Origin of the sequence: Acinetobacter sp. AHP123 (assembly GCF_023757925.1) — a bacterium.
In the GTDB taxonomy this organism is placed as follows: Bacteria; Pseudomonadota; Gammaproteobacteria; order Pseudomonadales; family Moraxellaceae; genus Acinetobacter; species Acinetobacter oleivorans.
The window spans coordinates 3,884,466-3,900,221 of the sequence record NZ_CP092454.1; the positions used below are offsets into that span (position 1 = coordinate 3,884,466).

A 15,756-nucleotide genomic window follows, 5' to 3' on the forward strand; every position below is an offset into this window, starting at 1 on the left:
TCATTTATAAATTGCGTTGTAGGCTAAACAACAACATAAACAGACCCCGATCTATCTTAACTGATTCCCAAACGATCCCATAACTTTTGCAGTCGAGTTGGTGAAATAGGCATCTTGGTTTTCATCGGTTGAGAAAATAAAGAAATGCGGAATTCTTCCAACATCAAATACAATTCTTTGATTTTTGGATCGTTTTTGAATTTAAATACCTTGTCCATCCATGGATCGACATCATCAATAGCGGCATGATCTCGCTGTAGATTATTTGGCAATCGATCTAAACGCAATAGCAGCGCTTTTAAATATCGCGGATATTCCTGCCAAAGATCGACTGGTTGGCAGTAAACAAAATTACCAAGTGACATTAAATCTAGCTGATCTTCAATATCATCAACGCTACGGCCAAATATGTCTCGGTCAAGCACTAAAAGCTGACGGCGAATTTGCTGCCATTGAATATAAATATCACTTAGTTGCTCAAGTGCTTGCTGACCATGGGTCAAAAATTGCTTTTTAACTTGCTCAAGCAGTTTATTAAATTCATCTGCATTAATTGGCAAAGTTGTAATTGCCATTTGCAATGTTGCATAGACTAACATCTGCTCAAGCTTAGCTTTATCGCCCAAAGGTGAATATGCCAAAGCAAGCGGTTTTGAAATCTGCTTTTTCAACTGGCGAACCAAATCGCCAAGTTGCATATGGACCAGACGAATAATCCCTTCACGATGCTGCTTAATGGCTTCGGCCTGATCATTAAAAGTTTGAATAACAACGCCTGAGTCATCTTTAGCTTCAATTTCGGCAAAAGCCTTTGTCGGGACTAAAGCCTGATATTGCTTTACTACAACGCCCGTAACTTTATGAGAAGCCTCAAAAGTAAAGTTTTCAGGAAAGTCCTTAAACTCACCTTTTTGCTGTTTTACTGGACGATGTGTTTCCACACGGCAACGCGCTTTTAATTCAGGTAAATCACGGCCTTTTGCAATCAACTTACCTTTTTCATCAATAACCTTAATGAAAGGTACCAAATATGGATCAATGCGTTCAAACGAGAAATCTTTGTCAGTAATTTGCTCACCGCGTAAGGCAAAAGCTAAATAACTAAAGATATGTTCACGTAAATGTACAGCATCAATGCCTTGCATGAGCTTGCGAGCAGTATCAGGAATAGGCACTACATTACGACGCTTATCTTTAGGTAAAGCTTTAAGTAATGCCTCGATTAAATCTTGGCGCCAACCCGGAATTCCCCATGACCAGATATTTTCATCAACTTGAGGTAGCGCCTGCACAGGAATTTGAACAGTTGCACCATCTTCATCATGGCTCGGGTCAAAATGATATGTTGTTGCTAAACGTAGTTGCCCATTGTGTAGATGATCTGGGAATTGCTGCGTTGTTGGTCTGTCATTTAGCCAAAGTGAATCATCTTCAATAAATAAATAACGCGGATGATTTGCTTCTACCGTCGCGCGCCAGTCTTCAAAACTACGACGGCTTGCGATTTCTTCAGGAATCTTAGAGGCATAAAACTGATAAATCGTTTCTTCATCGACCACTAAATCACGGCGACGCAATTTATCTTCAACTCGCTCCACTTCTTCAAGTTTAAGCAAGTTGTGTTTTAAAAATGGTGGGATCGTACCCAAATTACCTGTGGTTAATGCGTCGCGTAAGAAAATCTCATGTGCAGCGGGCTGGTCAACTTTCTCAAAATTAATTAAGCGTTTTGGTTCAATAATTAAACCAAACAGCGAAATTTGTGCATACGCATTTACGATCCCAGCTTTCTTAGACCAATGTGGCTCAAAATAGTGATATTTCAATAAGTCACGTGCAGCAAGCAAAATCCATTCAGGGTCAATTTTGGCTAAAGTACGTAAGTACACTTGAGAGGTTTCGACCATCTCAAAAGCCATCACCCAAGAGGTATTGGTTTTGTGCAAAGTACTTGCTGGAAAAACTTTAGCTTTTTGCTGACGCACTGCCATAAAGGTATTACGTTCATCTGTTTTATTGGCAATAAAAGACAATAAGCCTGTCAGCAATGCACGGTGCAAGTTTTCATAATTCGCAGCTTTTTCATTAAAGCTGAGTTTTAAACCTTCTGCTAACTCAACTAATTGCTGGTGTGTCTGCTTCCACTCACGTAAACGTAACCAACTTAAAAAATTCTGCTTAGCAAACTGACGTCGTTTGTTTTCAGACATGCCAGCTTCACCTTTAGGATTTAAAGTATCCCAAAGTTTCAAATAAAACAGAAAATCTGAATCGGCTTCTTTGAACAAAGCATGCTTTTGGTCAGCCTGCATTTGCTTGTCGGCTGGTCGCTCACGCGGGTCTTGAACTGCTAAAGCACTCACTACAATTAAGATTTCTTTGAGCACGCCGAAATGAGCACCGCCCACGATCATACGGGCCAAACGTGGATCAATTGGCATACGTGCCATCATTTGCCCGACTTTAGTCAGCTCATTTTTCTTTTCGTTAAGTGCCCCCAACTCGATGAGCAACTTACGACCATCATTTACAAGACGGAAATCTGGTGGCTCAATAAAATCAAAGTTTTCTAGCTCACCCAAACCTAAACTGTGCATTTGTAAAATAACAGACGCTAAATTGGTTCGTTTAATTTCAGGTTCGGTAAATTCAGGGCGGCTTACGAAATCTTCTTCGCTATATAAACGAATACACACACCCGCAGCAATACGACCACAACGCCCTTTACGCTGATTGGCAGCAGCTTGAGAAATTGCTTCAATTGGTAAACGCTGCACACGTGAACGGTAGTTATAACGAGAGATACGGGCAAAACCGCTATCAATCACATAACGAATATTTGGAACTGTAAGTGCGGTTTCGGCCACGTTGGTCGCAATAATAATACGACGCCCTTTTCCACCCGGACTAAAAATCTTTTGTTGTTCTGAAACAGCTAAGCGCGCATACAAAGGTAAAATTTCGGTGTGTCTTGGCCCATACTTTTGCAAGGTTTCCTGCAACTCACGAATTTCTTGTTCTGTACTTGAGAAAATTAAAATGTCGGCATGTTCGGGGTGACCTTTTGCTTCTGCGTCAGCAAAGCATTCTTCTACTGCCTGTACGACTGCTCGAGGTAAGTTTTCTTCGAAATCATCAAATTCATCGTCATCACTTCCGCCAATATTCATTTCTGAAATTGGACGATAAAGCACTTCGACCGGATAACTACGCCCTTCTACTTCAAAAATAGGTGCATTATTAAAGTAATTACTGAAACGATTTACATCTAAAGTGGCCGAAGTCACAATCACTTTTAGGTCTGGGCGTTTTGGTAGTAACTGCTTTAAATAACCCATAATAAAATCGATATTGAGTGAGCGTTCATGCGCTTCATCAATAATGATCGTGTCATATTTAGACAAGAAACGGTCATTGCCTAACTCGGCAAGCAAAATACCATCGGTCATTAACCGTACAATTGAATCTTGCGAACCTTGTTCATTAAATCGGATTTTAAAACCAATCGATTCACCAAGCTTTTCGCCGACTTCTTCTGCAATACGCTGAGAAACACTACGTGCAGCTAAACGACGTGGCTGAGTATGCCCAATCATACCCGTTAAACCACGACCTGCTAGCATTGCAATTTGAGGAAGCTGAGTGGTTTTACCTGAACCTGTTTCACCTGCCACAATAATGACCTGATGCTTTTGAATCGCATCAATTAAACGGTCAGCATATTGAGAAACAGGTAATTCCTGATTCAGTTTAATTTTAGGAAGGCGTTCAAATCGCTGCCTTACTTTGGCATTAGATTGTTCAAATAATTTTTCAATCTCTGCTGTATTGGCTTTTTTATCTTTACGCAAACGATTTAAACGGTAACGATCTCTTGCCATTACCCACTGATCAATATTTAAATCATTCTGCACAGACAAATTTTCCTGAAAATACAACAATCCTCTATTTTACGCTCTAATGCCCTTCAGGTAAAACACTTGGTTTTTTATATATTTTTAATTTTTTAAAATTTTACCCTTGAATTTTGACTAAGTAGACTTCATGTTGTTATGCAAGTTTCTTTTACTATAACTGTCATTTGATTTACATGTTTTTGCAGTCAAATCGAATACAGTGTTTGGGGACTTAAAAATCGTAAATTTATCACTTATTCAATTTTCCGATTTTAGTCATGTAAAAATACTATTTCCCCAATAAAGAATTTTTATTTATTCTACATCTCGTAAACAAGTTTAAATATAAACCTCAATCATGGAGACAATGATGAGCTTGATTAATACTGAAGTTAAACCATTCCAAGCAACTGCTTACCACAACGGCCAATTTGTTGAAGTTAACGAAACTAACCTTAAAGGTAAGTGGTCTGTTGTATTCTTCTATCCAGCTGACTTCACTTTCGTTTGTCCAACTGAACTTGGTGACTTAGCAGACAACTACGCTGAATTCCAAAAACTTGGTGTTGAAATTTATGCTGTATCTACTGATACACACTTCACTCACAAAGCTTGGCACGACACTTCTGAAGAAATCAAAAAAATCCAATATCCATTAGTTGGCGACCCAACTTGGACTCTTTCTAAAAACTTCGACGTTCTTATTGAATCTGAAGGTTTAGCTGACCGCGGTACTTTCGTTATCGATCCAGAAGGTAAAATCCAAATCGTTGAACTCAACGCTGGTGGTATCGGCCGTGACGCGTCTGAACTTCTTCGTAAAGTAAAAGCTGCTCAATACGTACACGCTCACCCAGGTGAAGTTTGCCCAGCTAAATGGAAAGAAGGCGAAGCTACTCTTGCTCCATCTATCGACCTAGTTGGTAAAATCTAATTTTTTAGATTAGACCAATACGTCTGAAAACCACCCTTTTTAGGGTGGTTTTTTTATTGGTTATTTTTATAAATCCAAGCCCTACTCTCTACTCAAATTTTATAGCTAATTTTTTACAATTCTTATACTTATAAATTTATAGCAAGATTCATTTATGAATTGTCAGCTTGCTTAACTTAGAGTACTGTCGAATTATGAAACAAAAGAGCTTTATATATGTATTAAAAGATCAAACAAAAGTAGGAGTAGTTATATGGAAAAATCTGTTGTTGTAACCTCTTGGAAATACGATGTTTCTTCACGCTATTTAAAAATTTTCTATAGCAATGGCTCAGGTGAGCTCTACCATCCAGTTCCAGAGTTTATCTACAATAATTTGTTACGTACCAATGATAAAACTGCATTTGTTCACAAATATCTTGAGTTTGATCTGCATTTTAACAGACTCCGTATTTCTGCTTAATTATAAAAAATCAGCCCGCTTGGGCTGATCTGTTTTTATATCTTTTGGCTATTAAGCCGCGTCATTTTGACCAATATATTTCTCTAGCATTTTTTCCTTCACATCAACATGCATATTGATTTTACTAAGGTCACCCTTATAGTGCTCGACAACGCGATCATCCATAATTTTTGACCACCAAGAGGGAATAAATGCAGGCAAAATCATTGCACCATAACCTGCTGGTAATTGCGGCGCATCTTCAAAGTGACGTAAAGTCTGAAAGCTGCGAGTTGGATTGGCATGATGATCTGAATGGCGTTGTAATTGATACAAAAACAGATTGGTGACCACATTATTATTGTTCCAGCTGTGCTCTGGCAAAGTACGTTCATATTGGCCATTTTCTTTCTTTGCACGCTTTAAACCATAATGTTCAATGTAATTCACCGATTCAAATAAAGTTACTGCATAAGCAGCTTGAGTAACTTGAAATGGAATCGAACGCGCACCAAATTTAGCAAACATGGTTGCATGATAAACAGCAGACATTGCCCAGCCATGAATCAGCTCATTTTCCTTACAGAAGAAAGGCAATTTCTTACGTTCTAAACGATTTTTTTCAATTTCAATCGCCGATTTAAAGCTGCCAATTACAGTCCGCGGTAAAAATTTCCAAAAGGTTTCACCAAATTGTGAAGATGCTGGGTCTTCAGGTGTCGCAACGCGGCGGTGGTGTCCATAAGGGTGTTCAATTCGGAAATGGTTATAACCCGATGGTGCTAAAGCTAAATGAGATAAATAATGTTCAAGCTGCCCATTCTTGTGGCTAAGTTCATGCGCCGTATTAATGGCAATCCCATTGACCATTCCCACCAAAGTTCCAAGTAAAACCTGATCAGCAAGAGGTGTATTTTTACGACTGGCTAAATATGCTCCATAAATATTGGTCGCATATTGCAAAGGAATAAAAAGTTTAACAATGCGAGCGTAATACGGATCTGCTTCTAAATCCGCGATTGCGTCTAATGGCGGATTTTCCTTGTCTTCCCCAATCAGTTTATCTAATGCTGGAATAACGCCATGAATAAATAATGGCCCAAATGAAGCGAAGAATTTTTTAGTTTTTTTAGGACCAAATTGATAGCCTGCTAACCCACCCATTGCAATGGTCGGTACAGCCAAACCCAGTAGCCATAAATGACGTTTCTTATCCTTAAATGTTGTTGTCGCTTGCTCGACATCCAGTTGAGTATGCATATTCATTAGAGACTCCAATCAAACACAAAATTTTTTGCTTGAATTGATTGTGCTCGCACATAGCCCCTCTATATTATCATTTTAAGACTTGCTATTATCATTTTAAGACTTTGCTGAGTTTTTCTTGTGCAGAAGCAACAGATCCCTGTTATTCCATCACGTTATTATTTACGACTGATTGAAATTTTAATCGGCACACATCAATACAATAATGATTTACTGACGGCATTCCAGCAAGAACTGGCAAAAACAGAATTATTATCAATTCAACAAATTGAACAATTCATTGAGATGGGTTTAAGTCTGCCCAACACTCAAGACTTAGCCTTTGAACTGGGTAAAAATATCAAACTCAGCTCACATAGTCTGGTCGGCTATGCACTAATGACTAGTCCTAATCTGGAACATGCACTTAGGCTAATTGCACAATATTTTAGACTGATTATGCCGAGTTTTAAGCTCAGCATTCAGTTTCCGACCAATCAGCAAAAGGTTGAACTATTATTTGAACCGATTTTGCAGATGAATAAGCAATGTTTGGCTTTTCATATTGAAGCGATTGCCGTGGCCTTTTACTACAGCCTGTTAGAATTGGCTGGTCAGCAATTACAACGCTACCAAGTGTATTTGAGTGTTCCAGAGCCGAGCTATCAAGAACGTTACATATCCTTAGTAAAAGCTAATTTTCACTTTAACTATACGTGGCTTTCAGGTATACGCGTGGTGATTGATCAGCAACAATTAGCACTACCCTTGCCTCTAGCTGACGCACATAGTCTAAAAATAGTTGAACAACGCTGTCAGGAACAAATCCAGAAGATCTATCATCAAGGTGAGATTGTTGAATGGGTTAGCATGATGTTACGACAAGCCAATCAAGTCCCAACCCTAATGGAATGTGCCAAAGTATTAAATATTTCGACCAAAACTTTGCAACGCTATTTACAACAGCAAGGCGTTGAATTTCAAAATTTAAAGCAACAGATCAGCACTGAGCGTGCCATTGATTTATTAGAGAACTCTACCTTTACCATTACCCATATTGCCTATGAACTGGGCTATTCTAATCCTGCCAATTTCACCCGTGCATTTAATAAAGTAAAGGGCTGTAGTCCACAAGCTTATCGCCAAGAATATATCAAGAAAGCGAATCTACTTTAAAATCACCAGACTTAAACCTGCGCCTACTGGCAAAATACTGCTCATAAAATTTTCATCTTTTTTAATTAAAGATAAGAATGAACTGACTTCAACCGCATGTGAAATCACCTTATCAATAATAAGAACACCACCTTTGGGCTTGATCAGACGCTTTAAATCGGGCCAATAATTTTCGTAAGCATTACGCTCAGCATCTAACAAAATAAAATCGAAAGTTTCCTGAGTTTCTTTTAAATAATCAGCAGCATCCCCTATCCAAAAATCAACCACTTCATCTAATGCTAATTCAGTCGCATGGCGTTTCGCCTCAGTACTACGATTGGCATCAATTTCAAGCGTGGTTACTTTTCCGTGAGTCGATTGTGCAGCCTCAGCAAGCCATAGAGTAGAATAACCCGTTGAAGTACCAATTTCTAAAATTGATTTGGCTTGCTGCATTCGGATAAATTGCGACAGAAGTTTTGCAGATTCAGCCTCAATATTTCGATAGCGTAGCAAGCGATCTGACTGCTGGGCATCATGTCGTTTAAAGGTGTCATATAAATCTGCAACTCTTTGTAAGAAAAAAGTATTTGGCATATCTTCACCCTTTAAAATCGTTATTTTATATGACAGCCGTTTGAGTTAAGTGCTTTGAATTAACTTGAATCGCGGCACGATACTTCCATCAGCCATTTGAACCGTTTCAGTAAACATATCAAGCGGACGTACCCAAGTTGAATAGTCACCATAAAGACACTGATAAACCACGAGTTGCTCTTCAGTCTCGCTGTGTTTTGCCACAGAAAAAACTTGATAGAGATTACCTTTATAATGCTGATAAATGCCGCGTTGCAATGACATGAAAGTACCTTTTAATGTTATGACATAAAATCTTTACAGCCATATAACATATATAAATTTTTAAACACTTTCACTTTAAAAGATAAAAAAGAGTAATAAAGACGACCTAAAGACAAATTCCACTTTAACTTCTTGATATTATTTATAAGTGCCAATCAACATTCAAAAAACCGATCAAATCTATAAAAACATACTGTTTCACCTATTCTGTGTTTTAACGTACTATGCATCTATTGAAAGAATTTGGATGCATTGGAGTAAAAACAGATGTTAGATCAAAACATTAAAACTCAATTAAAAGCTTACTTAGAACGTTTAGAAAGTCCAATCGAATTAGTTGCAGCTTTAGATGAATCAGATAAAGCTGCTCAAATTAAAGAGTTAGTGACAGAAATCGCTGAGCTTTCTGATAAAGTGACTGCCCGTTTTGATGGCAACAATACACGTCGTCCAAGCTTTGGTGTAGCTAAAGCAGGTGAACAACCTCGTGTGTTCTTTGCAGGCTTACCAATGGGTCATGAGTTTACATCTTTGATCTTGGCACTGTTACAAGTGTCTGGCTATGCACCAAAAGTTTCTGATGAAGTGCTCAACCAGATTAAAGGTTTAAACCTCAAAGCCAACTTTGATGTGTTCGTCTCTTTAAGCTGTCATAACTGTCCGGATGTGGTACAGGCGCTTAACCTGATCGCGATTTATAACCCGAACACCACAGCAACCATGATTGATGGTTCATTCTTCCAAGACGAAGTTGAACAACGCAAAATCATGGCTGTCCCGATGGTGTTCCAAGACAATGAGCACATTGGCCAAGGTCGTATGACCCTTGAAGAGATTGTGGCAAAACTTGATACCAACTCAGCTGAAAAAGATGCAGCAGCACTCAATGCCAAAGAAGCTTTTGATGTATTGGTGATTGGTGGTGGACCTGCGGGCGCAACAGCAGCAATCTATGCTGCACGTAAAGGTATTAACACTGGTATCGTAGCTGAACGCTTCGGTGGTCAGGTGATGGATACCATGGACATTGAAAACTTCACATCTGTGCAAAAGACTCAAGGTCCTAAGTTTGCTGCCGAGATGGAATCACACGTTCGTGAATATGATGTGGATATCATGAACCTGCAACGTGTTAGCAAAATCACCGGTGCAAACCAAACGATCAATGGCTTGGTTGAAGTTGAACTTGAAAACGGTGCGAAACTTGAATCAAAAACAGTGATCCTTTCAACAGGAGCGCGTTGGAGAGAAATGAATGTACCGGGTGAGCAAGAATACCGTACCCGTGGTGTTGCGTACTGCCCACACTGTGATGGTCCATTATTCAAAGGCAAACGTGTCGCGGTGATTGGTGGTGGTAACTCAGGTGTTGAAGCTGCAATTGACCTTGCAGGGATTGTTGAGCATGTAACTTTGGTTGAGTTCGATACAAAATTACGTGCTGACCAAGTTTTGCAAAACAAACTACATAGCTTGCCAAATACAACGGTAATTATGAATGCCTTGAGTACAGAAGTGTTAGGTGATGGCTCACAAGTGACTGGTCTTAAGTATAAAGACCGTACGACTGATGAAGAGCATGTGGTCGAGCTTGCAGGGATCTTTGTACAGATTGGTTTATTACCAAACACTGACTTCTTAAAAGACAGTGAAGTTGAGTTAACCAACCGTGGTGAGATCATTGTGAATGACCGTAATGAAACCAATGTCAAAGGTGTATTTGCTGCGGGTGACTGTACAACAGTGCCTTACAAGCAAATCATTATTGCCACAGGTGAAGGCGCTAAAGCATCACTCTCTGCGTTTGATTACATCATCCGTTCTGGGCAATAAAATTTAGTCCAACCACTATGATTTAACCCAAGCCTAGCATTACAAAATGCTAGGCTTTTTTAATATTAGAGTTACAACTCTTTAACAATTTTCGATCTTTATTAATCAGTTAGTTTATGTTTATATTTTATACATCCATATTTGGATGCCATGAATTAGAAGGAAAAACACAATGAATAAATTACTTGTTGCTTTAGGTCTTGCTGCGACCGTTGCCCTTGTTGGATGTAATAAAGATAAAGCTCCAGAAACAGGTGCGACAACGGGTGAACACTTAGAAAATGCTGCTCAACAAGCAACTGCAGATATCAAATCAGCTGGTGACAAAGCTGCAAGCGATATTGCTACTGCAACTGATAATGCTACTGCAAAAATCGATGCTGCAACTGACCATGCTGCTGATGCAACCGCTGAAGCTGCTGCAAAAACTGAAGCAACTGCTCGTAAGGCAACTGCTGATGCTGCCCAAGCTGTTGAAAATACTGCTGCTGATGTGAAAAAAGATGCTCAACACTAATCATCTTTAGCATAAAAAAGCCCCTGTTCATACAGGGGCTTTTTTTATATTAAAGTCTAAAAAACTGATTAAGAAATTAGACCTTCATCACGCATCGCAATTTGTACAGATTGACGTTCTGCTACCTTATTACGTAGAGCAATAATATGTTTATATGGCGTTAAATCATGCTCAATTGAGTTTGACCAGTTTGTTAAAACAAATAGATAAGCATCTGCTGGGCCGAAATTATCATTTACCAAATAATCATAATCAGACTCAGCCAAATAGTTATCGATATATTTTAAAAGGCGATCAATTTCTGCATAAGCTTTGTTTTTTTCATCAGTCGTTAACGGCGCCCCAAAGAAGACTGCATATGCATCATGTAATTCAGAGTTCAAATATCCCAACCATTCCAATACTTTCGCACGGCCCATCCCTGATGGAGGAATTAAGTCTTGTTTAGGATCATGCTGAGCAAGGAACGGTAAAATAGCAACGTTTTCAGTTAACATTAAACCCGGATTAATTTCTAAAGCTGGTACATATCCTTTTGGGTTAATCTCGTAATAATCTGCGCCTTTTTCTGTTTTATGAGTTTTTAAATTTACCCGTTCTAAGTCAAAATCAACATTAATTTCATTTAAAATAATATGTGCAGCTAAAGAACATGCGCCTGGCGAATAATATAATTTCATATCTGATCCTTGTTATCTCATATTAACGTTTTAAATTGCTTCTAGAAAACCTGCAAGGTTTGCACAATTCTTTAATTGTAAAAAAGCGTAAACTTATAAAATACTTACACCATCTAATATTCTTCAAAAAGTCATTCCTTGCAAGTTGTCTTGCGTGACGATTGTTTAAAATATGATAAAACACATTTGCGTCACGCAATTTTTCCGTTAATTACGCTTAAAAAGCTGGCTAAGCCAATTCACTAATTCAGTTAAGAAATCAAAAATCCCATTTTTCTTATCATCGTCAGGATGACTTGAGTCTTTTCCATTTAAATCCAGATCGACAATTACAGGGTCATGGTCCGAAGAACGATAAGCATCTTCACCATAGAATAATGCCTTTTGCTCATCCGTTTTATATTCTTCGTTGTAATCTAGAACCGTTGGCTCATCTGCATTGATATGCCATGCAAAGGTTCGAACCACTTTTGGATATAAAGCTGCATCAGCAATTGCATGATCTAAGTTACCTGCTCCACCATTACCGTTGGCATCACTCGCAACACCATACACATAGCTATACGCCTGAGTACCCTGACCGACCTTAGCGTCATTAAGTAAAACTTTATAGTTCGCTTTTTCAAATGACAAAATAGGTTCTTCTTTTGCGTAACTATTCATATCCCCTACAAGTAAGGCATTTTGCTTTTGCACTTGAGTTGGATTTTTCGCGAGCCACTGCACAATTTGATCAACGGCTTTCACACGAGTTGGGTTCCAGCAGCCTTGACCATCTTTTTGGTCGGCGTCAGTAGAGCTAGCATCGACCCCACTACAGCTTTTTGATTTCAAGTGGTTTGGAATAACAGTAAATGTTTTATTACCACGAACTGCTTGGAAACTTTGCGCCAAAGTTGTTCGGTTCTTGTCGCCTAAATCAAGCACAACAGGTTTATTTAAAGGCTTAACACGTTTGCTGTTATAGATAATAGCAACTGCGATTGCATCACCACCTAAACGGTCTAGATTTTCAGGAACCACATATTTCCAATCGCTACCTAAAGCTTTGGTCAAATTGGCAATTGCACTGTTAGGCCCATAACCATTGTTCGCAATTTCCATTAAACCGTAAACATCGGCATCAATCGCTTTTAATGCGCTCACAATTTTACGATGCTGTTTATCAAACTCAGCTTGTGTTGTCGCACCACGCTCTGTTGGGAAACCTGTTGCGCCATTGTCATAGTTCAAAACGTTAAATGAAGCTACACGAATGTGATTAGCATTTTTAGTAAGGACGCTTTGACGCGGGTTTGTTTGAGTAATAACTTCAGGCTGATTACGTCCAAGCACAGGTTGTACACGCCAACCATTAAAACGATATTCTAAAATACCTTCAGCATTTTTAAGTTGATAACCCGAACGTAGCGTATTGGCAGCGCTAAAATTGCTTGGTAACCATGGTGTACGGTTTTGATTGTTATAACCATCATCAAAAATAATTTTCGATAATAAATTTTTCTGAGCTAGAGCTTTAGCTTCAGGAGATAACGCTGGATATAAATTGGTTGGAATATATAAACGGCCTAAACTCAGCGATAACTCACCATAACGACCATAATTATAGTTCTCACTCACCGTTAAAGTCTGAGGTAATTTGACCAACATACCTTGATAACGCTGTGGCGAATTAACTGAGCCACCTGTTAAACTAGCAAACGGAAGTTCGAGGCTAATCGGCTGAACCTGATTTGCCATATTGCTATTACAGGTTTGAATATCTTGTTGTAATTGATCTATTTGTAGCTGATTTTGATAAGATGTTAAACGACCACGTAAAATAACTTCATCGCCAACTTGCCCACCTTTTACAGCGCTACTATTTGGAATATAAACAAAAATGGCATTACTGACATTTGCACGTGCTTTAGTGTCTGGCGTCTGAACATAAAAACCAGAGAAGCCATTGGCATAACGATAATCAGCTGTAATCACACCACGCACAGTATAAGTCTGGTCTTGAGTTGCTGTCGCCAAGTCAGCAATGGCTGTATCTGAGCTTGAGCAACTTACTGTTTCAACAGGAGGCTGAGTTGTAGAACCCGATAAATTTGAAAAATCATTTCGGTTTGTCCAAGCCGACCATGAATGATCCAAATCAAATGCTGCGGTTGCATCAACACTTAAAGCTGGATTCTCTGTTTCAATACGCTTAAAACTATTTCCCAAGCTTGAAACTGCCGTCCCCCATCCCGCTGCTGGACGTTCACCAATACGGCCAAAACGGTCTACAGGCGTACCTTTATAAACAAGTACAACCGCATCATCTCCATTAAAAGATAAAGCAGCGACCTGATTTACTTTACTTCCAAGCTCAGTTTGTAACTCTGAGCGCCCCACTAAAAACTTCTGCTTACTCGCGAGCGTGCCTTGTAAACGAAAAGCCACAGTCTTTGCTGTACCACCATTATTAAACTGTTGAATCTCATAATCGGCTAAATTAACTGTAGCGCCATCTGGATTATAAATTTCCAAGCCTTTTTTATTGCTGCTGCCATCCACATATTGGCTAAACATGAGCTGTGCTTGAGCAACTGAGCTATATGAAAATGCACCTAATGCACTTAAAAAGACCGAAAGTGTTCTTAATTGAAAAGTTTTCATGAGTAAAAGTGTTCATATGAGTTTTAATTAGTCTCTTAGAGTAAATATTGATCATGACATCTACATGAAGAAAAACACCGAAACATTTGACTTGATCCCATGAAGACTTAAAATACCGCATTTGAATTTCAATATTGCCAAGGTTATGTCGATCGATCAGTTAGAAACGCAAATTGCAGACTTAGACAATTTGCCTGAACACCGTGAAATTGTGACGTTTATGCGTCGTTCAGCACCACTTAATACGTCTCAACGCACGGCATTAGAACAACATCGCGATTTAATTTTGGAATATCCTGTTGGTGACCTACGTCAACACTTCGAACACCCAGAGCGTCCATTAACTGTTGAAATCGGTTTTGGTATGGGTCGTTCGTTAGTACTTATGGCAAAAGCGAACCCTGAACGCAACTATGTGGGTATTGAAGTCCATGTACCAGGTATTGCTCAATGCCTATATGAAGCAGGTATAGCAGAAGTTAAAAACTTACGTGTACTTGATGCAGACGCGATTCAGGTTCTACGTGAAATGCCAGACAACAGCATTAACTGTGTTCAGCTTTACTTCCCAGATCCTTGGCAAAAGAAACGTCATTTCAAACGTCGTTTTGTTGCTCATGAGCGTATGCCATTGGTTGAACAAAAGCTTGAGCTTGGTGGTACGTTCCATGCTGCAACAGATTGGGAACCGTATGCTGAATGGATGCTAGATGTATTAGATAATCGTCCAGATCTTGAAAACTTGGCAGGTAAAGGCAATAGCTACCCACGTCCAGACTGGCGCCCAGTGACTAAGTTTGAACGCCGTGGTATTGAGTCAGGTCATAAGATTAATGACTTTATCTTTAAAAAAATTAAGTAAAAATTTTATTGTTTTTATTTAAAATTATGGCATTAAGTTTTAATGACTTAGTGCCATAATTTTTAAAAATTAAAAATAGTTCATTGAATTATTAATAAACATGCATTTATTAGTAAAATTTTTCTACTCTTAAAAAATTAATAGAAGTAATAGTTTACACATCTAGTTATTTAGAATAGTAAAATATTATTTATTTCCATGAAATAATTAAATTGTGGTATATAAAAAAGCCTAAATATCTAAAAATTTTAAAAAAGATATTTAGGCTAAATTTAATTAATTAAGATCTTAAATCATTCATTCTTTCATCTAATTCCTTATCATTACCATCAAGAAGAGGAGTTCCTTCATAATAAAACTTAGAAGAGTATTTACCATTTTTATTAATGGTCAAAAGTAAGCCACACCATATATTTCCACAGTTGTGAGCTTCTTTATATAAATTATTTATTGCTTCAAATAGCTCCATAGAAGCTCTTAATGGGGGACCTTTCGAATTATCATAAGGTGTCTTCTCTTTGCCAATCCAACATTCGGCAGTAGATTTATTCCTTATCCCAATATCTTGATCGTCTAATCTCTCCGTGTAATAAAGTACTTGCTCCCAGTTTCTAGGGGCAACGTAAGCAATTTCTTGGACAATTATATTTAAAAGCTCTGATTGATATAATAAATTCACAAT

The 15,756-nt window shown here is 38.5% G+C and carries 13 protein-coding genes; 6 read left to right on the forward strand and 7 right to left on the reverse strand.

Annotated features, from left to right (window positions below; translation table 11 throughout):
* Positions 1-56 precede the first annotated feature (56 nt).
* Positions 57-3,914 (reverse strand): ATP-dependent RNA helicase HrpA, encoded by a 3,858-nt coding sequence (gene hrpA, locus MJX77_RS18495; protein ID WP_252060111.1) that lies wholly within the window; start codon positions 3,912-3,914, stop codon positions 57-59.
* A 352-nt stretch (positions 3,915-4,266) separates the two neighbouring features.
* Here hrpA and ahpC point away from each other — a divergent pair, with 352 nt between their 5' ends.
* Together ahpC and MJX77_RS18505 are read left to right on the forward strand one after the other, a co-directional pair.
* On the forward strand, positions 4,267-4,830 hold the full coding sequence (ahpC, locus tag MJX77_RS18500; protein ID WP_003652649.1) for an alkyl hydroperoxide reductase subunit C: 564 nt from the start codon (positions 4,267-4,269) through the stop codon (positions 4,828-4,830).
* 253 nt (positions 4,831-5,083) lie between these two features.
* Entirely contained in the window at positions 5,084-5,293 is a 210-nt protein-coding gene (locus tag MJX77_RS18505; RefSeq protein WP_004793625.1) for a KTSC domain-containing protein, read from the forward strand.
* Between the two features lie 51 nt (positions 5,294-5,344).
* Here MJX77_RS18505 and MJX77_RS18510 read toward each other — a convergent pair whose 3' ends face one another.
* Positions 5,345-6,538, reverse strand: a complete 1,194-nt coding sequence (locus MJX77_RS18510) for an alkane 1-monooxygenase (protein ID WP_252060113.1) — start codon at positions 6,536-6,538, stop codon at positions 5,345-5,347.
* Positions 6,539-6,658: 120 nt separating this feature from the next.
* On the opposite strand from MJX77_RS18510, the gene MJX77_RS18515 reads away from it, so the two are divergent.
* The gene (locus MJX77_RS18515) at positions 6,659-7,693 is read left to right on the forward strand and encodes a helix-turn-helix domain-containing protein (RefSeq protein ID WP_252060115.1); all 1,035 of its coding nucleotides are present in this window, start codon (positions 6,659-6,661) and stop codon (positions 7,691-7,693) included.
* Here MJX77_RS18515 and MJX77_RS18520 read toward each other — a convergent pair.
* Positions 7,685-8,272 (reverse strand): O-methyltransferase, encoded by a 588-nt coding sequence (locus tag MJX77_RS18520; protein ID WP_252060118.1) that lies wholly within the window; start codon positions 8,270-8,272, stop codon positions 7,685-7,687. The genes MJX77_RS18515 and MJX77_RS18520 overlap by 9 nt on opposite strands.
* Positions 8,273-8,317: 45 nt before the next feature.
* Complete coding sequence (locus MJX77_RS18525; protein WP_049837791.1) at positions 8,318-8,536, reverse strand: DUF1653 domain-containing protein; 219 nt, start codon at positions 8,534-8,536, stop codon at positions 8,318-8,320.
* Positions 8,537-8,803: 267 nt separating this feature from the next.
* On the opposite strand from MJX77_RS18525, the gene ahpF reads away from it, so the two are divergent.
* Together ahpF and MJX77_RS18535 are read left to right on the forward strand one after the other, a co-directional pair.
* On the forward strand, positions 8,804-10,369 hold the full coding sequence (gene ahpF / locus MJX77_RS18530; protein WP_252060120.1) for an alkyl hydroperoxide reductase subunit F: 1,566 nt from the start codon (positions 8,804-8,806) through the stop codon (positions 10,367-10,369).
* Positions 10,370-10,541: 172 nt separating this feature from the next.
* Complete coding sequence (locus tag MJX77_RS18535; protein ID WP_005303582.1) at positions 10,542-10,886, forward strand: hypothetical protein; 345 nt, start codon at positions 10,542-10,544, stop codon at positions 10,884-10,886.
* A gap of 68 nt (positions 10,887-10,954) precedes the next feature.
* Here MJX77_RS18535 and MJX77_RS18540 read toward each other — a convergent pair whose 3' ends face one another.
* Positions 10,955-11,566 carry a glutathione binding-like protein gene (locus MJX77_RS18540; protein ID WP_005303579.1) on the reverse strand — a complete coding sequence of 204 codons (612 nt, stop codon included), beginning with the start codon at positions 11,564-11,566 and terminating at the stop codon, positions 10,955-10,957.
* Positions 11,567-11,773: 207 nt separating this feature from the next.
* Entirely contained in the window at positions 11,774-14,212 is a 2,439-nt protein-coding gene (locus MJX77_RS18545; RefSeq protein ID WP_252060121.1) for an ExeM/NucH family extracellular endonuclease, read from the reverse strand.
* Positions 14,213-14,357: 145 nt separating this feature from the next.
* Between MJX77_RS18545 and trmB the strand changes: the two genes are divergently transcribed.
* The gene (gene trmB / locus MJX77_RS18550; RefSeq protein WP_004642023.1) at positions 14,358-15,074 is read left to right on the forward strand and encodes a tRNA (guanosine(46)-N7)-methyltransferase TrmB; all 717 of its coding nucleotides are present in this window, start codon (positions 14,358-14,360) and stop codon (positions 15,072-15,074) included.
* Positions 15,075-15,354: 280 nt separating this feature from the next.
* Here trmB and MJX77_RS18555 read toward each other — a convergent pair whose 3' ends face one another.
* The gene (locus MJX77_RS18555) at positions 15,355-15,753 is read right to left on the reverse strand and encodes a hypothetical protein (protein ID WP_252060122.1); all 399 of its coding nucleotides are present in this window, start codon (positions 15,751-15,753) and stop codon (positions 15,355-15,357) included.
* Positions 15,754-15,756 lie beyond the last annotated feature (3 nt).

Excerpts from the sequence above, each read along its gene's own strand:
- ahpF (WP_252060120.1), top strand. The coding sequence starts at position 8,804 with ATGTTAGATCAAAACATTAAAACTCAATTAAAAGCTTACTTAGAACGT.
- MJX77_RS18505 (WP_004793625.1), top strand. The coding sequence starts at position 5,084 with ATGGAAAAATCTGTTGTTGTAACCTCTTGGAAATACGATGTTTCTTCA.
- MJX77_RS18525 (WP_049837791.1), bottom strand. The coding sequence starts at position 8,536 with ATGTCATTGCAACGCGGCATTTATCAGCATTATAAAGGTAATCTCTAT.
- trmB (WP_004642023.1), top strand. The coding sequence starts at position 14,358 with ATGTCGATCGATCAGTTAGAAACGCAAATTGCAGACTTAGACAATTTG.
- MJX77_RS18540 (WP_005303579.1), bottom strand. The coding sequence starts at position 11,566 with ATGAAATTATATTATTCGCCAGGCGCATGTTCTTTAGCTGCACATATT.
- MJX77_RS18545 (WP_252060121.1), bottom strand. The coding sequence starts at position 14,212 with ATGAAAACTTTTCAATTAAGAACACTTTCGGTCTTTTTAAGTGCATTA.
- MJX77_RS18535 (WP_005303582.1), top strand. The coding sequence starts at position 10,542 with ATGAATAAATTACTTGTTGCTTTAGGTCTTGCTGCGACCGTTGCCCTT.
- MJX77_RS18520 (WP_252060118.1), bottom strand. The coding sequence starts at position 8,272 with ATGCCAAATACTTTTTTCTTACAAAGAGTTGCAGATTTATATGACACC.
- ahpC (WP_003652649.1), top strand. The coding sequence starts at position 4,267 with ATGAGCTTGATTAATACTGAAGTTAAACCATTCCAAGCAACTGCTTAC.
- MJX77_RS18510 (WP_252060113.1), bottom strand. The coding sequence starts at position 6,538 with ATGAATATGCATACTCAACTGGATGTCGAGCAAGCGACAACAACATTT.